Raw genomic sequence first — 24,998 nt, forward strand, 5'->3', positions numbered from 1 at the left:
ATAGAAATTAAACCCGTCTTATAAAATTTCTTCATCTTCTCCATTTATACTCATCCCCATTTCTTAAATAAAAAAATTTAATTTAATTAATAATAATTTAAGCAGTATATTTAATTTTTTTCTTTTAACTTCTATATTTATAAAAATCAAATTTATTTGATGATTTATAAGAAACATTGAATTATAATAGAATCAGAACTTAGTATAATTTCCAAAAATATGAGTAAAACCGAACTTAATATGTACAAACAAAATGTTGAAATATAAAAATAATAAAATAGTTACTTTGAAATTTTCAATTAAGATTAATAAGAATTAAGTAGCTACCTTTTCGGATTAGATATTCTTGGTAAACGAACTTTGACAGGCTGAATAGCCACAAGTGTTCAATAAAAAAGAAATGAGGATCTTCCTCATTTTAATTTACCCAGGATCTCAATTCGACTTCATAGTAAATATCGGCTTCGGTTACCTGTTCAGTAGCACTCTCTGTTGCGAGAGTTTCATTAGTTGGGATCTTGTCATCTTTTCAGATGTAGCGCTTCACAGTTTTGTATCTGTGAACTTTAGGAGTTGCCGAGAGAGCCGTATCCGTACCCTTTCGCCACCCAATTATTAACATTGTGATCAGATGGTCCCAGTATATTTGAGCCTGAACCTACCTGAACGTAAGGAGACACGTTCCACATAACGTTATCATGAACGCTAATTGACCCTTTTGCGTTCCAATTTCCAACACCTGCACTGCTGCTTGATCCTTTAAAATCATGCATAATGTTGTGATGGACTTTCACATTTGTCAGCGTATTTTGGAGCTGAACGCAACACCATCCAGATCCGGCACTACCTGTGAAAGTATTATGGTCAACTTCAATATTTGCACAGTTGTCTACTCTGACACCTGTGTTGGTCTGAACCTCAACATAATTGTTGTACATTCTGGAATTTTTGGTTCCGGACAGGAATGATACGCCATCATGCCCTGAGGACTGTATTCTGCAATTATATACGTTTATTCCAGAGCTTTTACTTATTCTGACACCATCACCATACAGATAGCGATCGAATAAAATGTCATGTACTTTAGCATTACTCACAGATATGAATCTTATGCAGTTTCTATATGATCCATGACCTCCATCTTTAGGTCCGGTTGCCGTACTTTGGAATTGAAGATGAGATACTTCAACGTTAGAAACACCTGATCCGAATATATATCCAGGCGCTCCTTCGGAGTTACAGACTGAACCGGTGGCAAAGATTATTGTACCGTCGCCTGAACCTTTCAGTACTACATTAGATTTCAAAACTATAGGTGCACTTATCTTATAAGTGCCAGCACTGAGGATAACAACTCCGGGGTTACTTGGAGTTGCTTTTGATGCTACGGAATTTATTGCATTATTAATTGCAGTCTGAGCACCTGACCCAGAAGTAGGATTTACAGTTATTGTATTCTGTGCACTTAACGCAGCGGGTACGGTTGTTAAAATAAGGCATGTTGCTAGGAATAGGGTTCCTATCTGTCTTTTTAGCATCGTATCACCTTTGGGTTGGGTTTGGAATTTGAGTGGACTCAAAAAATTTCTGGGGTCCTAGTATAATTTCCCAAAGCACATACGGCATTTAAGCTAAGGCACATTGTCAGGAACAGCGTTTCCTGCTCCATTTTTTGCATCGTATCACCTTGGGTTGGATTTAGAATCTGAGAAAACTCAAAAAACTACAGGGTAGTTGTGTATCCAACAGCTGATACGTTTTTTAAGCAAAACATGCTGTCAGGAATAGGGTTCCTGAATTCTTTTTTTAGCATTGTATCGCCTCTGGATTGGATTTAGAATTTGAGTAAACTCAAACACTCTAGGATTATTGTATATTTTTTCCCAGATATTCCTCAAAATTCCATATTACGTTACTCGTAATGTTTTTCCGAACTATCTAATTAGACCGAGTCTGTATCTAACATCTAATTATTCCGGGTCTATACAGTAATTCAAAGATTCTAATTACGTCTGCGTAATATTTTTGAATCTATCCAATCCGGTTCTCTGCGACCAATGTGGGGCGGACACGCTGCACACAGAGTCCCACACTCCAATCACATTATAGGGATCAGTCATTGGAAGTGAGGTCGGATTAGAATTTCTGGCTTCTACCACTCAAAATCTGTTACTGATTACAGGACAATCCTCTTCCGGTCAATTCTTCCTGTTTTCAATAATGGCAGTCTTTAGCCAGGGAAACTCTTCTTAAAAGTTTCCATTTATTTATTATTAATTACAGGTTGACATCAAGGTTTATACAGATTATATTATAAAATATTTTTGCTTTTTTGAAGAGAAATTTGGAAAGAACTGTACACATAAGGAAGAGAAGTTATCAAAAAAATAAACGAATATAATTGAATATTTCTACTGCTAATGACAAAAATTTAAAATATAATAATAAAAACTTTTAGAAATTGAAGGAGCAAATATTTTTTTATTTTCTTAATCCATTAACTAAGAGTTATTATAAAAATAAATACATTAATTTTTAGCCAATAATTATCTCAATAACCATCTTAGAGCTTAAATTATTTTCTTTAATTGGATAGTAATAATATTAACTGCTTCAAACGATTAGATACTAAAGAAACTGATTAATCTACATTTTCTTGTTGTGGAAAAATTAAAAAGTTAATGGAAAACAGATAAAAGAAAAGGCACAGTTCTCTGTCCCTTTTCTCCGGGCAATCATTTATGGGCAAAATACGCCACAATTTGTTCTTCATCCACTGAATCAATTCTGCAGAAACCGAAACGCTCGAATTGTACAATCTTATCAAGTTCGGTTGCAATCCCACGTTCACCTATTCCGCTAATATCGCCTTCCGGGCCGCGCACTTTCACATTTATTCCGTCAAGCGGAACCCAGTGGATAATTTTTGCTTTTGCTTTTTTAAGAGCTTCAAGAGAAATATCAGAAGTTTTTGCCTGTAGCGGGGAAAGAGAAGTGATTTCAATATTGCAGAAATCCTTCAAGCGGATGATAGAGCCCACCTCTAGCTTATCGACATCATCAAGGCAGACAAGCACCTTATTTCCTGCCGCGATTTCCCGGAATCCTCTTGTGTGGTCAGTGGGGTGAAGCGGAACTTTAACAACGACAGGTTCGACATCAGTGATTTCCAGTTCTACCGGATTCCAGACAAAGAAGTAGCGGTTTGCGATGGGGTCTATGATCTTACGGTTCTCGGCATAGAGAGACTCCATACTTATGCTTACATCGGTCATTCCGACTCCCATTTCGATCATGAACCTCTTGAGGGCTTCAGCCTGGATTCCACGGCGCCGGATAGCCCGAACTGTGGGAAGCCTCGGATCATCCCAACCGCTGTATTCTCCTGCTTCGATGGCTTTTCTAAGGGTGCTTGTACTGAACTTTCCGAATTCATGGATCTTGACCCTGCCCCAGTGAGTTGTTCTGGGGTACTTCCAGCCGAAATATTTGTAAATGTAGCCCTGCCGCTTTTCGCTATCTATAAGATCTTTTCCTCTAATGATATGGGTCATACCCAGTTCGTGATCTTCAATAGCCCCTGCAAAATCCAGAAGGGGCCAGACTACGTACTTATTCCCTACTTCAGGGCGGGGATGCGACATCTTTCTTATTCTGAAAGCACCCCAATCCCTCAAAGCAGGGTCTTTATGCTCTATATCCGTTTTTATCCTCAGCACTGCCTGCTGGTCTTCATATTCCCCGGCAAGCATCTTCTCCCAGTGCATAAGGTTTTCTTCAGGGCTGGTACCCCTATGCGGGCATGATTTTTTAGCATCCTTGAATTGCTTGAAGTCTCCTCCTTTACAGAAGCAAACGTAAGCTTTGTCCATCTCAATGAGTTTTCTTGCGTAATCGTAATAGAGAGGGAAATGATCAGAGGCATAAACCACCTGGTCAGGCACAACCCCGAGCCATTTGAAGTCATCGAGATACCAGTCATAAGCCTCAAGCATGGGTCGTTTTATATCAGGATCGGTATCATCAAAGCGTAAGACGAACTTTCCCTGATACATCTTTACGTATTCGGAATTAACTACCATGCCTCTTGCACTGCCCAGGGTTGCAGGCCCGTTGGGATTTGGGGCAAAACGCATCACAACCTTACCCATTTCCGCCCCCTCAAGAGGTTTTAAGCCTTTTTCAGGTTCTTTTTTCACGTTCAGAGCTTCAATAAGTTCGGGGGCAATTTCCGAAAGTTTTGCCTCCCAGGTTTCAGGATTCTCTTTGCTAATTTCGGCGACAATGGCTTCAAGAGCCTCTGATACCGCCTTCGGGTCGGATCGAAGTTGAGGACACTCCCCCATTACCTTACCCATTACAGCCTTGGGCTGGGGAGCTTTTCCATATTTTACAGCGTTTTGATAAGCATATTTTTTAATTGTTTTAAGGTCTTCAGAACTTAAAGTCATAGGAGTTTCTCCAAAAATAAAACTGGATTAAATGATTGATTAAGAATGCAAGTCTACAAACACTTTCACAAGTTTTTTCGAAAACGCTTGAACGAAAACCTGCATGGCGGCGTGGTAAAGCGGCGTAACGCAAGCCTTTTCAAAAAAGGTTTTATCGCAAACTTTTTCGGAAAAAGTTTGATCAAAAACCGGTATGGAGGCGTGATAAACCGGCGCAACGATTGCGGGGATTTTATCTCGGGATAGAAGCTTCAATCTCCCGTATACGAGACAATTTTTCGTTGATTTTCTCAAACTCGCGTTCGAATTCTTCAAGGAATTTAGGAACTGCTTCCCCTGGCACTGCACCCTGGGCAGAAGGCTTTATAAGGTTAGCTTGCTCAAGAACCCTGAGTGAGTAGCGTACTTTATGGCTCTGCATTCCGGTAACTTCTGCAAGTTTCAGGATTCCGATAGGAGCTTCTTCAATCACTTTTTTGAGCACCAGAAAATGGCGCTCAGTAAGGTCAAGTTCAGTTCCGATATGCTCAAGAAGCATCAGACAACCTCGTTTCTTAGTATTCCGATTCCCTGGATTTCAACTTCCACAATGTCCTCACGCTGAAGTTCTCCAACGCCAGGTGGCGTTCCTGTGGTAATAACATCTCCAACTTCCAGGGTCATGATCTCGGTGATAAATTCAATAAGGTAAGGAATGTCAAAAATAAGGTTTGAAGTGCTGGAAGCCTGTCTGGTTTCCCCATTCACCCTGCAGGTAATTTTTGCATCCTTAACATCAAGTTCATCTGGAAATGCAAGATAGGGTCCAAAAGCTGCAAAAGTATCAAAACTCTTTGCTCTTGTCCACTGTCCGTCTTTTTGCTGAAGATCCCGTGCGGTTATATCGTTAAAACAGGTGTAGCCAGCAATTACATCCTCGGCTTTTAAGGCTGAGATATTTTTACAGCGTTTGCCTATCACGACTGCAAGTTCGGCTTCATATTCCACTCTGGAGCTGGATGCTGGATAAATTATCTTATCTTCATGCCCTATAACGGCTGAAGGAGGTTTTAAGAAGAGAACAGGAGTATCCGGGATTTCCATGTGCATCTCTTCAGCATGATCTCTGTAGTTCAGGCCGACACATACAATTTTGGAGGGAGACGCAGGCGGAAGGACGCGAAGTTCCGAAAGCTCAAAGATTCCTGCGGAAGCCCCTCCCTTTGGATACACACGCTCATCTTCGATTTCTCCATAGAAAATCTCATCTCCTGATCTGAACCTTCCAATCATATCTCTGTCTTCTCCTGCTTTCCGGATGAATTCACCTGCTTTCTTTTATTTTTTAAAAGGATATATTCAAACTTAAATTTTAACTCTTCGCCCACTGGCGTCCCGCGTATATTTTCCCAGCTCGGAATCGAGGAGCTGCACTCCTGAAAATACAGGCCCGTCCCTGCAAACCCTGAGCCCTGATCGGTCTATGCAGCACGCCCCACAGATTCCGATGCCGCATTTGAAATAACGGTGAAGGCTAAACTCGGATTTTTCAAGAAGCTTTCTGTCCTCAAGCAGCCTGAAAACAGAAACCATCATTATTTCAGGCCCGCAGACTGCAATTCTGTCATAAGCTGAAAGATCGAGATCATTAAGTACATCGGTAACAAAGCCCTTTGTCCCTTTTGAGCCATCATCCGTAGAAACGTAGACATTCCCTGCTTCTGCAAACCGCTTCTCAAAAATCAGGTCATCTGCACTCCGTGCTCCAAGGACTGTGTGTACTTCAGAGCCTGCAATACGGGCAGCTTCAGCATAAGGAGCAAGAGGTGCAGCTCCTACACCACCTGCGATAACTAGAGTTTTCTCTCCCTTAGAAGGCAGGGAAAAGCCGACTCCGAAAGGTCCTCTGAGCCCGAAAGAATCACCTTCTTTCAATTCAAAGAGCTTTGAGGTTGCCTCCCCAACTTTCTGGACAGTTATTGAATTCTTACTTGAGAGACCCATGGGTATCTCATCCACGCCTCTGACCCAGACCATTACAAACTGGCCTGCTTTCATAGTCTCAAACTGATAGTCGAAAAAGAAAGTCCTGACAGAAGGAGATTCTTCATTTATCTTTACTACTGTAGCATTAAGGGGAAGCATCAGACCATCTCATGGGCAAGTCCTATTAATTCTTTTATATCCGAATAACCTCTCCTCTTAAGGAAAGCTTCTATCCCTATACTGATTTCGGAGAATATATCAAGCCTGTCATAAACCGCAGACCCTACCTGAACAGCCGTTGCCCCTGCCATCATCATCTCCACGGCATCCTGCCAAGAGGATACTCCACCTACCCCTATTACAGGGATTTCCAGGGCAGTGTAGAGGTCATAAACACATTTGACAGCTACGGGTTTTATAGCCTTTCCTGAAAGCCCGCCTGAGCGGTTTCCCAGGACAGGATATCCGGACTCAATATCTATTGCCATACCTTTTACGGTATTAATTGCGACAACTGCATCTGCGCCCCCTGACTCAGCCGCATTTCCTATGCACGTAATGTCAGAAACATTCGGAGTAAGCTTAACCCAGACAGGTACATTTACCACATCTTTTACTGCTGCAGTAACTGCTTCTACCAGGCAGGGGTTAGAACCGATAGCAGCCCCGTACCCTTCTGCATGCGGGCAGCTTACATTAAGCTCGAAAGCATCAGGCTTTCCGGGTAGCAGACCCTCGGCAACTTCCTTAAACTCATCAGGGCTCCCACCGAAGATACTTGCAATTACCGGAACGTCGGAGTCCTTTTTTGCAGTTTCGAGTTCCTGGAGGAATCCGGGATAGGAAGGGTTTGGAAGCCCCATAGCATTTAAAAATCCACAGTCAAGCTTGACCATGCTGGGGTTGGGATGCCCGGTTTTAGGTGTGGAACCTATGGATTTGGTTACAACCGCTCCTGCTCCTCCTTCACATGCAACCCTGCACAGCGATGCTCCGGTTGTACCAAGCACCCCGGCTGCAAGAATGGTAGGATTTTTCAGTTTAAGTCCGGTAAGTGTATACATAGCTGGTTCCTTTCTGGGCGGTAATCATCAGTCGTATAGATTGTCCGGGCCACATGAGTTTCCAGAGAGCTGCAGTAGCGCATCTTCAGCGAGTTTCCTGCCACCCATCTCTACAAGCCTGTGTCCCAGTTCCGTGGCTTCTTCAAGACCCCCCAGCATGGGGATAAATTCGTCTATTCTTACAGATTCTTCCCCATCAAGGGAAAGGACTTCAGCTCGAACATGGATTTCTTTTCTGTCAGGCGTAATTTCGGCGTATGATCCTACCGGAGTGGTACAGCCTCCTCCGAGCTCGGAAATCAGGATGCGCTCGATTTCTGTGGCAATCCGGCTATCGGTATGGTCAAGCCTGGAGACCACAGCTTCAGCTTCAGTGCCTGCCCTTGTGACAACTGCAACCGTACCCTGGTTCGGGGAAGGGCAGAAGAAATCGGGAGAGAGAATCTCTCCCTCAAGCTCCCAACCCAGGCGCTCAAGTCCTGCTTTCGCAAGAAGGATACCATCGTATTTTCCCTCTTTGAGCTTTCTGAGCCTTGTATCAATATTACCTCTTAAATCCTGCGTAATAAGGTCAGGTCTGTAACGCTTGATCTGGGCAGCCCTTCTCAGGGAACTGGTCCCTATAATGGACTGTTCGGGAAGCTCATCCAGCGGAGTCCCGTCATAAGTGAGCAGAATATCGAATGGGGTATCCCGCTTCAGCACGGCAGCGGTTGGAAGGGTTGCAGGGCGGATAGTTGGCATATCCTTCATGGAATGGACAGCAATATCTATTTCTCCTGCAAGCATAACATCGTCCAGTTCTCTGACGAAAGCTCCGACTCCGCCTGATACCGCATGCAGAGGCCGGTCCGTAAACCTGTCTCCGCTGGTTTTTATAATTTTCAAACTGGTTTCAACGCCCTGTGCTTTCAAAAGGCGTGCGACATTCTCAGCCTGGGCAAGCGCAAGTTGGCTGCCCCGCGTACCTATTATCATATGGAATCCTCGTTTTAAAGCTGCAAGTCCATTCAGAGATTTTCGGTATATGCTTTAAGGGTTTCTTCTATATCCTCTTCGCTGTGGGATGCAGAGATGAAATTGGTCTCAAACTGTGAGGGAGGAAGGAAAATTCCACTTGCGAGCATTTTGTGGAAGAAGGCAAGGTAACCCTCCTTATCGCACTTCAGGGCTTCCTGGTAGTTATGTGGCTCAGCCCCGAAGAAGATCTTGAACATTGAAGCAATTCCACATACGCTGTAATCAAGTCCTTCATCCTCAACGATTTCAGTGAGTACAGCCCGCATATAATCGCCTTTCGAATTGAGTTTTTCATGAATCTTCTCTTTTTCCAGATAGTCAAGCACTGCAATTCCCGCAGCCACGGAACAAGGGCTTCCGCTGAAAGTTCCTGCCTGGTAGACAGGCCCGGATGGGGAGATCATTTCCATAATTTCTCGCCTGCCGCCAAAAACCCCTATAGGCAGCCCTCCACCCACAATCTTTCCGAGGGTAGTCATATCAGGCACTACTCCGAAGTATTCCTGTGCTCCTCCCATTGCAAGCCTGAATCCGGTGATAACCTCATCGAATATAAGAAGCACATCATTTTCCTGAGTGAGCTTCCTGAGTTCCTCCAGGTAGCCGGGAAGGGGAGTTACAGGGCCTATGTTTCCGAGTACAGGCTCTATTATCACTGCAGCGAGCTCATCTCTATTCTTTTCCACAAGCCCGGTCATTGCTTCAATATCATTGTATGGAGCCTGAAGAGTGTACTTCGTGAAATCCACAGGAATGCCCAGGGAATCAGGTTCTCCAAGAGTTGTAGCTCCTGATCCTGCTTTTACCAGCACTGCATCATGTGCGCCGTGGAACCCGCCTTCAATTTTGATGAATTTGTTCCTGCCTGTAAAGCCGCGGGCAAGGCGGAGGGCACTCATCGTGGCTTCAGTACCTGTTGATACGAAGCGGAGCATATCGATACTTGGATAATAGCCTGCAACCTTCTCTGCAAGGTTTACTTCAAGGTCGGTAGGGGTTCCGTAGAGCCAGCCTTTATCAAGCTGTGCTTTAATAGCCTCTTTTATCACGGGATGGTTATGTCCAAGAATTGCAGGGCCATAAGCCATGCAGTAATCGATGTATTCGTTCCCATCAAGATCCCTTATTTTTGAGCCGTCAGCTGATGCTGTATAGAAAGGATAGGGCTTGATTGCGCGTACGGGGCTGCTTACCCCACCCGGAATAAGGGTCTTTGCTTTCTCATACATCTGTCTGGACTTCTCAAGTGTTGCCTCAGATACCATGGAAATTTCACCGGATCGAACTGAAAAATTTTAACAATTATTCATAAATTAAAGTGTGTTTCTGCACTGAGTTTAAATTGTATACTGGATCCAATTTATATTATGTGTTAAATTGAATCTTCTTATTAAACCGTTTTTTATATTAAATTAATTTTATATTAAACTGCATTTTGAAGTAAAGGCATTTTGTACCTTGCTATGTTCCTTTTATCTTATAACAGAGTCTTCCCCTATTAAGCAGTTATTGATGAAATTATGGGGCAGGTTCATGAAACGAGCAACAGGTTTGAAAGGCTGGGAGAGGGGATTGAAGAAAACGAAATAAATTTTCTAAAAGAAGGAACGCCTGGAAAATAGGCGCTTACTTCAACATGCGGGCAGCATCCTTTGCAAAATAGGTAATGATGATGTCAGCTCCTGCCCTTTTGATGGAGATAAGAGATTCGTACATGGCTTTCTTTTCATCAAGCCAGCCGTTAGCTGCGGCGGCTTTGAGCATTGCATACTCCCCGCTTACATTATATGCGGCTGTCGGCATTGCGTATTCTGTCTTTACCCTGTAGATAATATCAAGATAAGGAAGGGCAGGTTTTACCATTATTATATCGGCACCTTCTGCCACATCGAGGGTTACTTCCCTGAGAGCTTCATCGCTGTTTGCGGGATCCATCTGATATGTTGAACGGTCTCCAAAAGAATAACCCGATTCGGCGGCTTCCCTGAAGGGCCCGTAGAAAGCCGAGTGGAACTTTGCGGCATAGGACATAATCGGAATATTCTCAAAACCTTCCATGTCAAGCGCCTGCCTGATGGCTTCTACCATTCCGTCCATCATTCCTGAAGGGGCTACCATGTCTGCGCCTGCTTTTGCGTGGCTGACCGCGATTTTTCCGAGAACGTCAAGGGTAGGATCATTAAGGATTTCTTTTGTTCCGAAATCAACAATCCCACAGTGCCCATGGCTTGTGTATTCACACATGCAGATGTCTGTGATCACTACAAGTTCATCCCCGAGTTCGGCTTTGATTCTCCGGACAGCCTCCTGGATGACGTCAGTTTCCCCATAGGAGGAACTGCCTTCCACGTCCTTGAAAGCAGGCACTCCGAAAAGGATTACTGCAGGAATTCCGAGTTCTGCGATCTCTTTCGCCTCTTTTACAACTTCCGAAAGAGGAAAACTATATATTCCGGGCATGGAGGAAATCTCAATAGCGGACTCGATAGTTTCATTCACAAAGATAGGCTGAACCAGGTCGTCTAAGGATAACGTAGTTTCACGCACAAGGTTCCTGATTTTCCCTTTTCTCAATCGTCTTAACCTGACATCTGGAAACATTTGATCACTTCTGTAACTGCGAATTCATATAGTTTCTAATTATTCTTTATGAGTTGCTTTTTCAGAAACCTGATTTAACTGGCTTCCGCAGCCTGGCTTTATTTTTTCTACCTTTGCTCTTTCTTTTTCGAGGCAGAAGATCCTTGAGACCACATCAAGGAACTCCTCATTTCCAAGCTCTGCGGCTTGGCGGAGAACTTTGGTAGGCTCGGCAAGAATTTTATTTACAATGGAATGAGTAAGGTCATCAAGCACTTCAGTCTCGATTTCTCCTATGGTATGGTAGGCACAGAGCCTGTTGACAGCTTTTTCCCTTTCCCTTATTCTTACATCGTACATCTGTCTGTAAAGGTTGGAAATAATTCTGTCGGCTTTCTGGCGCTTATACTGAAGATTTAAAAGCCTGATCTCCTCCTGAATTATAGCTTCGGCTTTTTTAGCTTCCTCTTTTCTCATTTTAAGCGTTTTTTCGCTGATTATCCTAAGATTGTCAATATTGCACAGTTCCACATTTTCTAGTTCAGCAACCGACTCCTCTATATCCCTGGGATTTGCGATATCGATCAAGAGAAGTTTACGGGCTTTATCCCGATCACATATAGTATTTTCAACCATTTCCCTGGTTAAAATGTAATGAGGAGCGCTTGTACCACTGATTACAACATCAGCATCTTTAAGGTAACCCTGTATATCATCGAGCCTTACTGCATGCCCTCCCAATTCGTAGGCAAGTTCTTCAGCTTTCTGGAATGTGCGGTTAGCAATGTATATTGCTTCAATATCTTTTTCAGCCAGAGCCTTCGCAACAAGGACTCCGATTTCGCCGGCTCCGATTACGAGCACAGATTTTCCTGTGAGCCCTTTCAGAATGTCCTCTGCAAGATCTACAGCCGCAGAACCTATAGAAACTGAGCCCTTATTAATTTTGGTCTCATTGCGGATACGTTTTCCTACCTGAATAGCCTTCTCAAAAGCAGTGTCAAGGATTTTTCCGGTCGTCCCTGCTTTCTTGGAATAAGCATAGAGTTCTTTTATCTGTCCAAGGATCTGATCTTCACCTACAATCATGGATTCAAGACCGCCAGCAAGCCTTAGCAGGTGTTCAAGGGACTCATCATGCCCATAAAAGTCGATAATATGGGTGGAAGCTCCCATTTCTTTTGCAAAAGAGAATAGTACACTGCTGCTCTTGGGGGAAACAACGTAAATTTCAACACGGTTGCAGGTTTTTAAGACAACGCACTCATGAACGTACTCGTGATTGTACAGATGGTGGAGCAGACCGTCCAGATCTCCGTGCCAGGCGGACTCCATTTCCTCAATTTTTGCTTTTTTATGGGATATAACCATACTTGAAATTTCTGTCACAGAGAGCCTCCGGATAGAATGAATAAAGGAAATAGAATAATAATATAAGGAGTTGTAAATTAATCTTTGTCCATACTCCTACCTTTTTTCAGTAAATGATTTTTATTTACGAAATATTTTGATTTAAAGTTTCCATTTAGAGAATATTTTGATTCGAGAATGTTTGACTTATCAAGCTTCTTTGAAACCACTTATGCTTTTAACTTTATAAGAGGTTCCTTTGCTTCCTGCAGCCGTCATCTGCTAGAATTTTCCAGGTAATCTGAAACCATCGCATATGCCCTTTCAGCCGCTTTTTCATATGACTCGGAAAGATCATTCCATATAGCTTCGCTTTCAAGAATTATCCAGAGAATCTTCTGTCTCTCTCTCTGATCTCCCACATGCTCCTTCAGATAGTTCCTTAGCTCATCCTGAAGTCGAATCATGTCAGAATATTCGGGGGTAATTACGCCTTCAATCTGCCTGCGGGTATATTTTGAGACTGCGGGGCTGTGTCCCAGAGTGGAAATCCCGATTATAAGGTCTCCTATCTTTATTACTGATGGGATTACGACACTACCTAAAGCGTCTACCTGATTAATCAAAATATCGTTTTCCCGTGCAATGGCTGTAATTTTTCTGTTTAGTTCGGAATTGCTTGTTGCAGGTATGACGATAAAAGCTCCTGAGATAAGTTCCCTGAGTTTAGAATCCGATGCCGTTAACAGGTCAAGCCGAACAAGCCGCACCTTGCCTGAAGCTTCAAGCTCATACAGCCGTTTGGAGAACTCGAGGCTGGCAACAAGGGTATCTGCGCAGCCTGAGAATAGTTCGGCTTTGCGTTCTCCAACCGAACCGCCTCCGAATATAACGATTTTTCTGCCAGACAGGTCAAGCATAAGCGGGAGAAAGTTATTTGTTTCAGCCATAGCCAGGAACCTCGCAGAAGACCTTCAGGTTGACCCTTAAAGCCTGACTCCGGTTTTTTTGAACTCCCGTTCACTGAAAAAGAGGGTATAATCCTTAATTCCGGTAGCTTCCGAAATTCTAACAGCTACCTCCTCACATTCCTCAGGCGTATAGGAATGGACCATAGTGAACAGATTATACGGCCAGTCAGGATAGCGCGGGCGCTCATAGCAGTGAGTCACTTCAGGGAATTCTGCCATGATATTCCCTACTATTTCTATCTTCTCATCAGGAACATTCCAGACACACATTGCATTTGCTTTTATGCCTATAGCCCTGTGCCCGATTGAAGCTGCAAAGCGACGGATCTTCCCAGCTTTCTGGAGGTTTTTAAGCCTGTCAACAACCTCCTGTTCACTGATCCCAAGTTCAGAAGCAAACCCTTTGAAAGGAGAGTGAGTGATTGGAATTCCGTCCTGCATCAGTTTTAGCAATTTTACATCCGTTTTATCCATAATTTCACCTGATATCAAACCTTACCTGAATCTTAAATAGGTGCTTTGTAGGAAGATCAAGAAGCGGACAGCCTGTTTTCTCCCGAATTTCGCTGAGAATCTCCTCAAGCCTGTTTTTATTTGGAGCCGAAAGTGTAAACCAGAGATTATATTGTGCAGCACTTCTGAGATAATTATGGGAAACTTCGGGATACTCGTTAATAAAAATGGCAACTTCTTCTATGCGGGACTCGGGCACTTTCAAAGCTACAAGAGTACTTACGCCCCCCATATTTCTCATGCTGAGGACAGGGCCTATCCTTCTTATTGCCCCTTTCCTGTTGAGTTCACGCAGCCTATTAATTACCTCAGTTTCCGGAAGCCCGAGAATCTCGCCTAACCTTGCAAAAGGTTCGACATCGAGGGGGACTTCCTGCTGGATAAGGTTGAGGATCCTTTTGTCAGTCTCATCAAGTTTTATTACCGGAACTTCCCCTTCATAAGGATCCATGTCACAGGAAAAATCGGCAGCCTCTTTCTTAAGCCTATTTCTATAATTTTCAATATCAATCATCTTGATCACGATCACTTCTTTCCGGGCCTGTATATGCAGTAAGGTTCTTCTTTGAGGTAGTCGCCTGTTGCAGCATAGGCTCTTGCCCTGCAGCCTGCACAGACATTTTTATATTCACATATCCCACACTTTCCTTTAAGCTCTTCAGGATTCCTCAATTTCCTGAAGACTTCGGAGTTCTCCCAGACATCTTTGAAAGGCTGTTCCCTTATATTCCCGGCAAGAACCGGGAGGTAGCCACAAGGGTAAACCTCACCCACGCTCGACACAAAACAGAAACCGGTGCCTCCGAGACAGCCTTTTGTCATTGCCTCGTAGCCGTGGGTTTTAACCGAGATTTCAATGCCTTCTTTTTTCGCCTGCTGGCGCATTATCCTGAAATAATGGGGGGCACAGGTTGCTTTTAGCTGGATTTCCGATTCTTTCTGCATATCATAGAACCAGTGCAGAATGCGCTCGTAGTCTGCTGGGGAAACCTCATCGGATTCTTCCCCCCTGCCTGTGGGTACAAGGAAAAAGACATGATATGCAACTGCTCCTAGCTCTTTTGCAAGCTCAAAGGTCTTTGGAATTTCTTCAAGGTTGCGTTTTGAGACCGTGGCGTTGATCTGGAAGGGAAAATCTGCTTTCCTGAGGATCTCGATGCCTGCAAGCGTTCTTTCAAAAGCGCCGGGCATGCCCCTGAAATTATCGTGCGTCTCTGCAGTCGCTCCGTCAATACTGATACTTAGCCGCTGGACGCCTGCCTCTTTTAATTTCTCCACAATCTCAGGCGTAAGAAGTGTGCCGTTTGTTGCAAGCACGACTCGAAGCCCGGCATCCGTTCCATAGCGTGCGATTTCAAAAACATCAGATCTGGTTAGAGGCTCGCCTCCGCTCAGGATAAGAATGGGTTTTCCAAGCTCTGCAACTTCGTCAATGAAGTGTTTAGCTTCTTCTGTTGTGAGTTCGCCTTCGGGAACCGAGGAGGTGGAAGCTCCCCTGCAGTGCACGCAGTTCAGGTTGCATCCCGCAGTTAGTTCCCATGCAATAAGCCGCGGTGGATTTGTCATGGCAATCATAAATTTTGGGTTTCTATTTAATTGAATTAGGAGTTATGAAATATAAATTCAACATCAAGGGTTTGCATTGCGAATTAGAGAATAAAGATAGATCAAACAATTATTATTTAAAGCTGGTATAATTGAAATGTGACAGGTCATATTAATAAAGTAATATTAAAATTCTGCCATTTCAAATAAAAAACTGTAAAAAGAAAAAGATCAAATGTTAAGGATTCTCGTTTCATCTAGGTTTATTGACAAGTTATTATTGAGCCTATCCCAAAACTCAAAATCGTTTACTCAGATCTCGAATTTGCAATCGATACTTGAGCTTCGGATAATGAAAGCAATTCTGAAAATTTTATGATTCTGAGAATAAAGTTGGTTTTGGGATGGCCTGCTCTCTTGTTTATCTTGTTTCCATTAATGCAGGTTTTTTGAATTAGCGTTTTTTACATTAACTGTGTAAGTCTCACAGCAATTTTTTGCTGTAATGACCTAACATAGAATACACACGTAAAAATAGGTTTTATGCATATCGTTTAGCATGTGCATAAAAAGCCTATCCCGAAACTAATATCATGTTGAAATTATAAATTTAGAATTATGTCTTTCCATGAAATCGATGATGTTCTATGGGAATCCATAGAACAACATCTTCCTCCACAGAAACCACATACAGGAAGACCTAGTTCTGACTTAAGAAAGTTAATGAATGGGATTTTGTATGTTGTTACAACAGGTTGTACCTGGCAAGATGTTCCCCGTAAATATGGTTCTAAATCAACAGTTCATAGATTTCATCTCTATCTGTGTGAACATGGAATTTATCAGGAAATCTTTAATGAACTTTTAAACAAAGGTTATGACTTGAATAAAATAGATCTTTCTCATTGTTTTATCGATACAAAGGATATTCCTACCAAAAAAGGGGAAATATCGGATATGATGGTTACAAGAAAGTAAAAGGAGTAAAATTAAGTGTTTTAGTAGATTCACAGGAGCTGCCTCTATCCATTATTATTGTCCCTGCAAATCAAAATGACTCTACGCTTTATATCCTTACAATTAAAAACTTCAAGATAAGAAGACCTAGAGGAAGACCTATAAACAGACCTTCCAGAGTGACAGCTGATGCGATGTATGATACAGCTGATATCAGAAAATATAATAGAAGAAGAGGAATAAAGTCCAATATACCAGTAAACAAAAGAAATAGAAAGAAAAAGAAGAAAGGAAGACCAATAAAGGTAGATTGGGAAGAGTTCAAAAAGAAAAGTGCAATAGAAAGGTTCTTTAGCTGGATAGAGTCATACAAGAAAGTTTTTCCAAGATATGAAGTCAAAGAAATATCATACTTGGAGTTGTAATGTTAGCAGCAATAATGAGAATAAATCAAGTTGTGGGATGAGCTCTATATTAGAAGAATTCAATAAGAAAATGAGGAAAAATTTGTGGTACAGAGATAGAAAATGAACAAGTTTAAAATTTTAACGAAAACAACTATAATTTTCAGGCAACGTACAGATCAAATCTTCTAACTGAGATACTTCTATCATTAAACGAGAGCAGCAGAAAGCTTCCCAACGGTGTGGAATTATAGGAAATGTCTCACAGGCCACGAGAAAAAATAAACTTTTCTCTTACATTCAACTATTTTTTAGAATTTTTATCTGTCCAGGGTATCTCCTGTCACATAGTAGCCCTGACCTTTAAAAAGCCCATATCGCTCTTTAAAAAGCCTGTACTGCAAACAGCTGCTTTTGTTTCATCCAGGTGCTGGCTCTCTGTAATTCTATTCGGGCTTATTCCCTTTCCGTTACATTGAAAATGATTCTGAATTCCGTTCCATGTGCTCTTTCAAGCTCGATTTTTCCATCAAGCTGGTCAACAAGAATATTTACTAACTTCAGCCCCAGAGATTCAAAATTTTCCAGCTTTATGTTATCGGGAATTCCTTTTCCATTGTCTGAAATTGTCAGGCTGAAGAGTGACTCCTGTGTCTCATAATTCTTTTCTTCCCTGCAAAGCTTGATTCGAATTTCCCCTTCTTCTTTAGAAAAAGCATGTTTGAGGGAATTGGAAACAAGTTCATTAACAATTATTCCTAACGGGACGGCAACATCCATATCAAAGAATGCATTTTCCTCCAGATCCATATAGAGGCGAATGCCCTTACTCCTGAGGCTGTAAGTCTGGAAAAGATTCTCAGCTAACTTTTGAAGATAGGCAGAAAAATTCAGAATATCTGTCCCTTTTCCTTTGTAGAGCTCTTCGTGGATGAGTGCCATTGAAATGACACGGTTCTGACTTTCTCTGAAAGACTCCAGTACCTTCTCATCCTGGAATCTTTCAGCCTGGAGATCCAGCAGGGAAGAAATTACCTGCAAGTTATTCTTAATTCTATGATGAATTTCTTTTATCCTGGCTTTTTCCATTTTTGCCAGGGTTTCTCTTGCTTTTTTGCTCTCTGTGATATCATGGGCGTAAAGATTAACATAACCAGCGGATGGAAATGGAGTAATACTTATCACGTATGTGCGATCGGCGTAGGTGCACTCAAGTTTACGCCGGATGCCATCACCAAGGGCAGCAATGGCATGCTCTGTAATTTCTGTGGGAGCTTCCTTACTGATCGCACTACCCCAATCTGTCAACAACGCCTCGGCAGAGGGGGAGGCATAATTGATTATATGGCCCTGGCTCAGGCGCATAACTGGGTCCGGATTTTCCTGAGGCAGGCGCGCTACTGACTCCAGTTCTGCCTCAATTTCTTTACGTTCAGTAATATCCTGAACTATTCCCTTCACCCGGACAGGGTGATTATGCTTATCAAAGATAACTTCAGCTTGTGAATGAACTGTACGTTCTTCTCCATTAGCTAAAACAATACGATAATCAATGCCAGTTTTAGGTCCTTCTTTTAACCCATTCTTAATGCTTCTAGCTACATAGTCCCGATCGTCGGGATGTATGTAATTTAACAACTCATTATAAGATGGGGCTGGTTTCTGAGGACTGCGCCCAAAAATACGGTATAGCTCATCAGACCAGTGTACCTCATCAGTTGCAAGATCCCAATCCCAATTTCCAATATGAGCCATTTTCTGAGCTTCAGCAAGTCCGGTTTCTTTTTCTTTCAATGACTCATAAGCCTTCTCAAGCTCTTGTGTTCGTTTCTTAACTAGGTATTCCAGATTATCATATGCTTTTTTCAGGGCTTCTTCCGATTTTTTGTGCTCGGTGATGTCACGCGCTGCAGCAAATACTCCAATGACTTTGCCGTTCTCGTCTTTGTAAATTGAAGCGTTATATAGCACCGGTATTACATATCCATTTTTATGCTGAATTTCCAGAGGATAATCCCAGACTTTACCATCTGTGAAGACCTGCTGATACCCTTTTCTGGCTTTCTCAGGCTCGGTAAAGTAATCGGAAAAATCAGTCCCAATTAACTCATCTCTGGAGTAGCCGGTAACCTGCTCTGTAGCAGTATTCACATCTGTAATCTTACCATCATGTCCAATAGTCACCAGAGGGTCCAGACTGGCTTCAATAAGACTGCGGTTGTAAATATTTGATAACCTGAGAGCTTCTTCTGCCTTTTTGCGCTCGGTAATATCGCGGATGATTCCTGCTCTGAAGCATGCCATGCCGGTTTTATCTTTAATGATCGAAAAGTGATCAGCTAACCAGCGATATTTTCCATCCTTGCATTTAAAGCGATATTCATGTGCCCCAAAACCTTCCTCCAGTGACCGAGTAGTTTCCACAATTACCTGTGGGTGGTCATCAGGGTGGATGCGGTCAAGAAAACCATTGCTGCCTGTCATATTTATATCCTTAACAGAGAAGCCTGTAATCCGCTCTATCACCGGGCTCATATAATCGAAGCCTCTGTTCTGAAGGTTTACACGGTATGCAGAATCGAGCGAGTTCTCAAGAACTGAGCGAAACCGTTCATCGCTTTCCAGCAGCGCTCTCTCAGCCTGTTCACGTTCCTGTTCTTCCTTTTTCCTCTGGAGAGCCTGTGTAATTGCTGGCGCTATAGCTTCAAGATCTTCCTGCTGCTCGAGGCTGTAGCCTCCTTCGCGGTTTGCGACCGCAATCAAGCCCATCGTTTTCCCGTCCTGAATAAGGGGCACGCCAAGAAACGATGTGATAGGCGGATGTCCGTTCGGAAGACCCATGCAGTCGGGGTGTGACAGGGGATCGTTGGTAAAGAAGCTTTTCCCGCTCTTAATCACACTGCTATACAGACCACGGACAATAAAATCGCTCGGGGGACGACCATGCCCTGTTTTATCATACATAAGGCACTGTTCCCACCCAAGCTTGCTTTTTGCAATATCGTGCAGCAGCCCATCGTCACCCATCTTATTTATGAACCCAAACTGGCTGCCAGTAATCCCCAGGGCTACAGATAGGCATGCGTTTCCCAGTTCTTCTTCTGTCTTTGCCTGCATTACATTGCTGAAAATCCAGTTGATTCCTTCAAGAATACTGTGTTGTATCTGCATATCCTGTGCTCTCTTTGTTTGAGTTCGTTGATATCACGGGCGACATAAACACTTCCAATGAGTTTTCCTTCCGAATCATGTAGTGGCGCTATACTTACCGCGAAATGCCCGCCAAGGCAATCTTCGCAAACCTTTGTGGTGTGTTTAGCCCCGTCTTTAAGCAACTGCCGGTGCGGGCAAAAAGACGGGGGATGGTCTGTTCCATGGATGACACAATGGCAAGTTAACCCTACACACTCTTCCGGTGTCACTCCCAGCCTTGCCGCCATGGCTCTGTTTGCACGAACAATCCGGCACTCATTATCTATTATGGCTATAAGGTCTGGAACAGTATCAAAGGTAGATTTCCAGCTTTTTGCAGCCTGAATAGCTTCTTTTTCTGCTCTCTTCCTTCCAGTATTTTCTATCTGCTCCCATTTTCCTTTCCTTTTGATCAAAGCAAATTGATGGTTGGAGATTACATCAACAATCTCGGTTGTGCTGCACGTATCGAGATAATATGGGCATAAGGCTATCACGCGGTGTTTGTCAATAAAAGCATCCACTTTTTTCTCATAGTCAACAAAATCATCCCAGCCTTCTTTTTCCAGCCAACGATTATCCCTGAAGCCCTTAATCCATCATAGCCTCTTGCCATAACCTGATCGATTTTTTCAACCAAATTATTCATCACTTTATCCGGATCGAAAACCTCTCCATTTATATACCCCTGAATGTAAGGGATAATTTCTATTTGCTCTTTCTCCAGATAGACATCGATATCAGGAACAGCCTTTTTCATGGCTTCCTTTGCCTCTTCTACCTCCATAGGGTATGATGTTATCCACACACAAAGCTCATTACTTTCCAACCCTGCTTTGAAGTAAGGGACCAGTATGTCCATCAAATCTTCTTTTGTCTGGTAAAACTGGCAGAAATGCGTTCCCCAGGGCACATCTCCAATTATATTGATGCCAGATTTTCTCAGGCTTTCTCTCATCCCAAAACTTTCTCCTAATTGACGATATATAAGGCAAAAATTTCGTTGTCTTTATAGTGTCTGGTCTTGCCTTTCCGTGCTCATAATTATACTTTCATTTAAAAACCGTGTACCGAGCGCTATTAGAAAAAAATCAAAACCCCCATTAAGTGAGAGATAATAGCTCACAAGGCTATGTCAACCATATGACAGATAAATATTAATTCTTTATCATTTAAATTCTTTATCATTTATTTTGTTATCTGTACTGTTTTATTGAACCTACAATGACTGTCCGATTTGAATATCTTAGTTGAGAACTCATCCTTCTATTCCAGCAAAGTTCTTGGATTAATAAAGCCGCTCCTTAACATATGATCAGCAAGCACAAGGGCAACCATAGCTTCCGCAACCGGTACCATGCGAGGGGGAATTGTGGGATCATGCCGACCTTTGATTGTGATTTCCGTATTTTCAAGGGTTTTTAGGTCAATGGTTTGCTGAAGTTTTCCTATCGACGGGGTTGGTTTTACGGCTGCCCTGCATACAATATCCAGGCCTGTTGAGATTCCTCCGAGGATTCCGCCGGCATTATTGCTTGGAGAAGTTACTTTTCCTCCCTCCATCCTGAAAGGATCATTCATTTGACTCCCATGCAGGCGGGCAGCCTCAAATCCGGCTCCGATTTCAAAGCCTTTGACGGCAGGAATACTCATAAGGGCTTTTGCAAGGTCAGCGTCCAGCCGGTCGAAAACAGGCTCTCCAAGACCGACGGGCACACCTTTTATAATAAGCTCGACGATGCCTCCAATGCTATCTCCTTCCTGTCGCATTGCCGCAACTTTCTCAAGCATTTTTCCTGCAGCTTCTAGATCGGCACAGCGCACAGGGGTCTTTTCTACGTTTTCTAAGATTTCTTCAAAGGGAAGAGGGTTTGCCCGAATTGTCCCGAGTTCAATCACGTGCCCGACAATTCGGATTCCAAATCTGGAAAGCAGGAGTTTTGCAAGTGCTCCGCCGGCAACCCTGCCTATTGTTTCCCGGGCTGAAGACCTGCCTCCTCCACGGTGATCCCTCATTCCGTAGCGAGCCATATAGGTAAAATCGGCGTGTCCGGGTCTGGGAGTATCTTTAATTGCATCGTAAGCCGAAGATCTGGCATCCGAGTTCCAGACAAGCATGGAAACAGGAGTGCCTGTGCTCATTCCTTCGAAAATCCCAGAGAGGATTTCCACTCTGTCAGCCTCATGGCGGGGGGTGGAAACTTCACTTTGCCCTGGACGTCTCCTGTCCAGTTCTTTCTGTATGTCAGCCTCGGAGAAAGGAAGTCCTGCAGGCAATCCGTCTACCACAACACCTACAGCCCTGCCGTGGGACTCGCCCCAGGTTGTAATCCGAAACATCTGCCCGAAAACGTTTCCAGCCATGCATCTTAACTGGTTTTTTTGGTATTTGATTCTTGGGGTTGCCCAATGGATGGTTCGAGATGCACGACGACATCAGAAACATCTTTGTATTCTCCCTTCAGCTTTTTACTGACCTTGTGAGCGATAAGATGTGCATCCTCAAGCTTCATATCCGACTGAACAAGCAGATGCATATCGACCCTGATATCCCCCATGCTCCCGCGAGTCCGGATCTTATGGCAGCCCTTTACCCCTTCAATGCTCAGAACAAGGTCACAAATTTCTTTTTCTTCAATTCTGGACATATCCATAAGAGCCATTGAGCCCTCCTTAATAATCCTGTATCCTGCCCTGAAAATCAGAAAAGCTATTACTACAGCAATTAAGGGATCCATAAAAGGAAAACCAAGTTTTACAGCAGCAAGGCTTACTAAAACCGACAGGGAAACATAAATATCACTTTTTGTGTGCATTGAGTCGGCTATAAGTACCTGGCTTCTGAGCAGCTCGCCCTGCTTATGCTCATATCGTGTTACCAGATAATTAATACCCATTGTCCCGAGAATTACAAGAAAGCTTATAGCTGTGACCTGTGGGTTACTCTGGATTAGGAAACGGTTGAGAGCGTCCCTGAAAATCTCAATGCCTACGAAGATCAGTAGTAAAGCGATGAAAATAGAAGCTACAGTCTCATATTTCCTGTGCCCGTAGGGATGCCCCATGTCAGGCGGGCGGGCTCCGATGAAACTTCCTGCCAGTCCTATAATATTGGAAACTCCATCAAAAAGGGAGTGGTAGCCATCTGCAATCATGCTTAAGGTGCCGGTCAGGTTTCCATAAATAATTTTGGCAAACGCAACTGTAAGGTTCAGAAATAGTACATAGATAAGAACTCTCTGTACTTTCTTAAACTTTTGTAACATATTCCTGACTCCCTTACATCGAACTGTAAAAAACCGAAAATGATCGGCGCATAAATGAAAAATAAACACCGTTAAGAACTGTCAAGAGGCTATCAATGATATACTGGTTTACCTTTATATAAAATTCTGCGGCTTAAAAAATAAAAAACAGGAAAAAGGGGAAAAATAATATAAAAAAGCGGAAGAAAAGAGATTTCTTATTCCGAACCTGTCCACGTCATATAAGCTTCCACTATTTCCTGCCCTTCTAGAAACACAAGTCCATGTTCTTTACCGTATTCTTTCGAGTCTTCTTTGGAGAGTGCCTTTCCGCTATAATCGTCCAGCATCTCACAGACTACCATTGCAGGGGTAATTCCTGCCATACGGGCGAGTGCAACTGAGAGTTCGGTCTGTCCTCTTCGTTCGTCCAAAAGTCCTTCTGCAGCCCTGAGCAACGCAACATGTCCTGGAGTTCTGAATTCGTCACCAAAATGGATTGTATCTCCAGACAGCTTTCTTTCTGTAATTTCTCCTATTTTCCGGATTGTCAGGGCTCTTTCATTGTCAGGGATGCCGGTTCTGGTATTCCTGTGATTCACCCAGAGGGAAAAGGAAGAATGAGAATCATATTTAAGGTCGCCTTCCTTTTCCACTATCTCCCCAAGCATGTCACTTGTTTTACTTGCTTCCCGGACGAGTTCAGCCATAAAAGGCAGCCTGAGCTGTTTTGAAGCTACAGGGTCAACAGCCACACAGATGAGACCGCCTGCGTCTTTTCGCATCCATTTTACATCTTTGAAAGTGACCGCTTTTGCAGGAATTACAAGGTCTGTCTCCCCTTCCCTTGAATCCGAATCGTAAATCTGGATCATTTTTCCTGCTCTCAGGGCTTCCAGCGCCCTGTTGATGTTCTCATTTCTATACGTAAGACAATTGTAAACTGTACTTCCGCTCATTTTTGGTTCTCCGTCACCTGGCTTTTAACCTGTATTACAACTCTATCTCCGTCGTTTAATTCCAGGGCATCCCTTAGCTTAACAGGCGCAATAATCTCGATCAAATCCGGTGGGTAATGTGTTCTTTCAGGAGCGACTACAGCAGCTTCGATACCTCCAACAACGACCGGATAACACTTCCCGCCTCCGAAGGTGCGTTCCCCGTCATTGAAGCCTTCTACCTTGACAGCTGGCATTTCATGCAGAAGATTCTGAAAAATCGAACTATTTTCAGTAAGTTGTACGTTTAGAGTCCCGGGAAAAGGTGAAAAATGCAGTTTTTCTTCAAACTGCTTTCTGTATCCGGGTATATTTACATAATATTTGCCCTCACCTAGACCTTTGAGTACCTTTCCTTCCAGCTCCAGAATCTCCGGTTCCGGAGAAAAGATCTTGCTGTACTGGATGTACTCGCTCTTAAGAATTCCAATCCCTTTTTCTGTCATTTTTATCAACTGGCCACCTGGGACTATCTTCCTTTCTATCAGCCCCTCTTCTTCCAGCTGCTTTAGCTTTCTTGCTACGGTTTTGGAGCTTGCCCCGGTATGTTTTTGAAACTCGCTCGATGAGACCTTGATAATTTTGTTTACTGCTCCTATAAGTGCAAGTCTTTTCAGGTATTCAATGTCAGGCACTGTCGCCACCCATCTTAATTTTGAGATGCATCTCAATAATGAGATGTTAGACTATGCATTCCGTTATAATAAAACTTTTGATAGCATCGTTTTATCCCATGCCTCTTC

The 24,998-nt window shown here is 43.1% G+C and carries 23 protein-coding genes and 1 pseudogene; 3 read left to right on the top strand and 21 right to left on the bottom strand.

Going from position 1 to position 24,998, the window contains the following annotated elements; translation table 11 throughout:
* Window positions 1-566: 566 nt before the first annotated feature.
* Window positions 567-1,538, bottom strand: a complete 972-nt coding sequence (locus AOB57_RS05435) for a right-handed parallel beta-helix repeat-containing protein (protein ID WP_082384055.1) — start codon at window positions 1,536-1,538, stop codon at window positions 567-569.
* Between the two features lie 1,197 nt (window positions 1,539-2,735).
* A complete protein-coding gene (locus AOB57_RS05440) occupies window positions 2,736-4,451 on the bottom strand; it encodes a glutamate--tRNA ligase (RefSeq protein WP_054297835.1) in 1,716 nt (571 codons plus the stop codon).
* Window positions 4,452-4,538: 87 nt separating this feature from the next.
* Here AOB57_RS05440 and AOB57_RS05445 point away from each other — a divergent pair, with 87 nt between their 5' ends.
* Window positions 4,539-4,697 carry a hypothetical protein gene (locus AOB57_RS05445; RefSeq protein WP_167829552.1) on the top strand — a complete coding sequence of 53 codons (159 nt, stop codon included), beginning with the start codon at window positions 4,539-4,541 and terminating at the stop codon, window positions 4,695-4,697.
* Here the strand turns inward: AOB57_RS05445 and AOB57_RS05450 are convergent.
* The 12 genes from AOB57_RS05450 to ahbD all read right to left on the bottom strand — a co-directional run bounded on the left by AOB57_RS05450 (window position 4,684) and on the right by ahbD (window position 15,489).
* On the bottom strand, window positions 4,684-4,989 hold the full coding sequence (locus tag AOB57_RS05450) for a hypothetical protein (protein WP_054297834.1): 306 nt from the start codon (window positions 4,987-4,989) through the stop codon (window positions 4,684-4,686). The genes AOB57_RS05445 and AOB57_RS05450 overlap by 14 nt on opposite strands.
* Complete coding sequence (locus AOB57_RS05455; protein ID WP_054297833.1) at window positions 4,989-5,723, bottom strand: fumarylacetoacetate hydrolase family protein; 735 nt, start codon at window positions 5,721-5,723, stop codon at window positions 4,989-4,991. The genes AOB57_RS05450 and AOB57_RS05455 overlap by 1 nt, the downstream gene beginning before the upstream one ends.
* 72 nt (window positions 5,724-5,795) lie before the next feature.
* On the bottom strand, window positions 5,796-6,575 hold the full coding sequence (locus AOB57_RS05460; protein WP_054297832.1) for a dihydroorotate dehydrogenase electron transfer subunit: 780 nt from the start codon (window positions 6,573-6,575) through the stop codon (window positions 5,796-5,798).
* Window positions 6,575-7,480 (bottom strand): dihydroorotate dehydrogenase, encoded by a 906-nt coding sequence (locus tag AOB57_RS05465; RefSeq protein ID WP_054297831.1) that lies wholly within the window; start codon window positions 7,478-7,480, stop codon window positions 6,575-6,577. The genes AOB57_RS05460 and AOB57_RS05465 overlap by 1 nt, the downstream gene beginning before the upstream one ends.
* 27 nt (window positions 7,481-7,507) lie before the next feature.
* Window positions 7,508-8,458, bottom strand: coding sequence for a hydroxymethylbilane synthase (hemC, locus tag AOB57_RS05470; protein WP_054297830.1), 951 nt, complete (start codon window positions 8,456-8,458; stop codon window positions 7,508-7,510).
* Window positions 8,459-8,490: 32 nt separating this feature from the next.
* A complete protein-coding gene (gene hemL, locus AOB57_RS05475) occupies window positions 8,491-9,765 on the bottom strand; it encodes a glutamate-1-semialdehyde 2,1-aminomutase (protein WP_054297829.1) in 1,275 nt (424 codons plus the stop codon).
* A gap of 361 nt (window positions 9,766-10,126) precedes the next feature.
* Window positions 10,127-11,101: a porphobilinogen synthase gene (hemB, locus tag AOB57_RS05480; protein ID WP_054297828.1), complete on the bottom strand. Its 975-nt coding sequence runs from the start codon at window positions 11,099-11,101 to the stop codon at window positions 10,127-10,129.
* A gap of 39 nt (window positions 11,102-11,140) precedes the next feature.
* A complete protein-coding gene (hemA, locus tag AOB57_RS05485) occupies window positions 11,141-12,469 on the bottom strand; it encodes a glutamyl-tRNA reductase (protein WP_054297827.1) in 1,329 nt (442 codons plus the stop codon).
* 236 nt (window positions 12,470-12,705) lie between these two features.
* Entirely contained in the window at window positions 12,706-13,380 is a 675-nt protein-coding gene (locus tag AOB57_RS05490; RefSeq protein ID WP_054297826.1) for a precorrin-2 dehydrogenase/sirohydrochlorin ferrochelatase family protein, read from the bottom strand.
* A 36-nt stretch (window positions 13,381-13,416) separates the two neighbouring features.
* Complete coding sequence (gene ahbB / locus AOB57_RS05495; RefSeq protein ID WP_054297825.1) at window positions 13,417-13,875, bottom strand: siroheme decarboxylase subunit beta; 459 nt, start codon at window positions 13,873-13,875, stop codon at window positions 13,417-13,419.
* 4 nt (window positions 13,876-13,879) lie between these two features.
* Complete coding sequence (gene ahbA / locus AOB57_RS05500) at window positions 13,880-14,443, bottom strand: siroheme decarboxylase subunit alpha (protein ID WP_226999654.1); 564 nt, start codon at window positions 14,441-14,443, stop codon at window positions 13,880-13,882.
* Entirely contained in the window at window positions 14,440-15,489 is a 1,050-nt protein-coding gene (gene ahbD / locus AOB57_RS05505; protein ID WP_054297824.1) for a heme b synthase, read from the bottom strand. The genes ahbA and ahbD overlap by 4 nt, the downstream gene beginning before the upstream one ends.
* Before the next feature lie 588 nt (window positions 15,490-16,077).
* Between ahbD and AOB57_RS15025 the strand changes: the two genes are divergently transcribed.
* Both AOB57_RS15025 and AOB57_RS05515 read left to right on the top strand, forming a co-directional pair.
* A complete protein-coding gene (locus AOB57_RS15025; protein ID WP_054297823.1) occupies window positions 16,078-16,437 on the top strand; it encodes a transposase in 360 nt (119 codons plus the stop codon).
* Window positions 16,365-16,841 carry a transposase gene (locus tag AOB57_RS05515; protein ID WP_167829553.1) on the top strand — a complete coding sequence of 159 codons (477 nt, stop codon included), beginning with the start codon at window positions 16,365-16,367 and terminating at the stop codon, window positions 16,839-16,841. The genes AOB57_RS15025 and AOB57_RS05515 overlap by 73 nt, the downstream gene beginning before the upstream one ends.
* 435 nt (window positions 16,842-17,276) lie before the next feature.
* On the opposite strand, the gene AOB57_RS05520 is transcribed toward AOB57_RS05515, so the two are convergent.
* The 7 genes and pseudogenes from AOB57_RS05520 to AOB57_RS05545 all read right to left on the bottom strand — a co-directional run bounded on the left by AOB57_RS05520 (window position 17,277) and on the right by AOB57_RS05545 (window position 24,890).
* Entirely contained in the window at window positions 17,277-19,991 is a 2,715-nt protein-coding gene (locus AOB57_RS05520) for a PAS domain S-box protein (protein WP_226999655.1), read from the bottom strand.
* Complete coding sequence (locus AOB57_RS14945; protein WP_273076852.1) at window positions 19,937-20,509, bottom strand: PAS domain-containing protein; 573 nt, start codon at window positions 20,507-20,509, stop codon at window positions 19,937-19,939. Before AOB57_RS14945 ends, AOB57_RS05520 begins: the two co-directional genes overlap by 55 nt.
* Window positions 20,495-20,970, bottom strand: a pseudogene (locus AOB57_RS14950) (MEDS domain-containing protein); the annotation flags it as partial. The pseudogene AOB57_RS14950 and the gene AOB57_RS14945, both read right to left, overlap by 15 nt.
* A 308-nt stretch (window positions 20,971-21,278) precedes the next feature.
* Window positions 21,279-22,376, bottom strand: a complete 1,098-nt coding sequence (aroC, locus tag AOB57_RS05530) for a chorismate synthase (protein WP_054299957.1) — start codon at window positions 22,374-22,376, stop codon at window positions 21,279-21,281.
* A 5-nt stretch (window positions 22,377-22,381) separates the two neighbouring features.
* Entirely contained in the window at window positions 22,382-23,278 is an 897-nt protein-coding gene (locus AOB57_RS05535; RefSeq protein WP_054299956.1) for a cation diffusion facilitator family transporter, read from the bottom strand.
* A gap of 197 nt (window positions 23,279-23,475) precedes the next feature.
* Window positions 23,476-24,216: a 3,4-dihydroxy-2-butanone-4-phosphate synthase gene (gene ribB / locus AOB57_RS05540; protein WP_054299955.1), complete on the bottom strand. Its 741-nt coding sequence runs from the start codon at window positions 24,214-24,216 to the stop codon at window positions 23,476-23,478.
* Window positions 24,213-24,890, bottom strand: a complete 678-nt coding sequence (locus AOB57_RS05545; RefSeq protein ID WP_054299954.1) for a winged helix-turn-helix domain-containing protein/riboflavin kinase — start codon at window positions 24,888-24,890, stop codon at window positions 24,213-24,215. Before AOB57_RS05545 ends, ribB begins: the two co-directional genes overlap by 4 nt.
* Window positions 24,891-24,998 lie beyond the last annotated feature (108 nt).

Origin of the sequence: Methanosarcina flavescens, assembly GCF_001304615.2 — an archaeon.
Taxonomy (GTDB): domain Archaea; phylum Halobacteriota; class Methanosarcinia; order Methanosarcinales; family Methanosarcinaceae; genus Methanosarcina; species Methanosarcina flavescens.

Excerpts from the sequence above, each read along its gene's own strand:
- ribB (WP_054299955.1), bottom strand. The coding sequence starts at position 24,216 with ATGAGCGGAAGTACAGTTTACAATTGTCTTACGTATAGAAATGAGAAC.
- AOB57_RS05435 (WP_082384055.1), bottom strand. The coding sequence starts at position 1,538 with ATGCTAAAAAGACAGATAGGAACCCTATTCCTAGCAACATGCCTTATT.
- AOB57_RS05440 (WP_054297835.1), bottom strand. The coding sequence starts at position 4,451 with ATGACTTTAAGTTCTGAAGACCTTAAAACAATTAAAAAATATGCTTAT.
- hemB (WP_054297828.1), bottom strand. The coding sequence starts at position 11,101 with ATGTTTCCAGATGTCAGGTTAAGACGATTGAGAAAAGGGAAAATCAGG.
- hemL (WP_054297829.1), bottom strand. The coding sequence starts at position 9,765 with ATGGTATCTGAGGCAACACTTGAGAAGTCCAGACAGATGTATGAGAAA.
- AOB57_RS05535 (WP_054299956.1), bottom strand. The coding sequence starts at position 23,278 with ATGTTACAAAAGTTTAAGAAAGTACAGAGAGTTCTTATCTATGTACTA.
- hemC (WP_054297830.1), bottom strand. The coding sequence starts at position 8,458 with ATGATAATAGGTACGCGGGGCAGCCAACTTGCGCTTGCCCAGGCTGAG.
- AOB57_RS05455 (WP_054297833.1), bottom strand. The coding sequence starts at position 5,723 with ATGATTGGAAGGTTCAGATCAGGAGATGAGATTTTCTATGGAGAAATC.
- AOB57_RS15025 (WP_054297823.1), top strand. The coding sequence starts at position 16,078 with ATGTCTTTCCATGAAATCGATGATGTTCTATGGGAATCCATAGAACAA.
- AOB57_RS05460 (WP_054297832.1), bottom strand. The coding sequence starts at position 6,575 with ATGCTTCCCCTTAATGCTACAGTAGTAAAGATAAATGAAGAATCTCCT.
- AOB57_RS05465 (WP_054297831.1), bottom strand. The coding sequence starts at position 7,480 with ATGTATACACTTACCGGACTTAAACTGAAAAATCCTACCATTCTTGCA.
- ahbD (WP_054297824.1), bottom strand. The coding sequence starts at position 15,489 with ATGATTGCCATGACAAATCCACCGCGGCTTATTGCATGGGAACTAACT.
- ahbB (WP_054297825.1), bottom strand. The coding sequence starts at position 13,875 with ATGGATAAAACGGATGTAAAATTGCTAAAACTGATGCAGGACGGAATT.
- AOB57_RS05520 (WP_226999655.1), bottom strand. The coding sequence starts at position 19,991 with ATGCAGATACAACACAGTATTCTTGAAGGAATCAACTGGATTTTCAGC.
- aroC (WP_054299957.1), bottom strand. The coding sequence starts at position 22,376 with ATGGCTGGAAACGTTTTCGGGCAGATGTTTCGGATTACAACCTGGGGC.
- AOB57_RS05490 (WP_054297826.1), bottom strand. The coding sequence starts at position 13,380 with ATGGCTGAAACAAATAACTTTCTCCCGCTTATGCTTGACCTGTCTGGC.
- AOB57_RS05450 (WP_054297834.1), bottom strand. The coding sequence starts at position 4,989 with ATGCTTCTTGAGCATATCGGAACTGAACTTGACCTTACTGAGCGCCAT.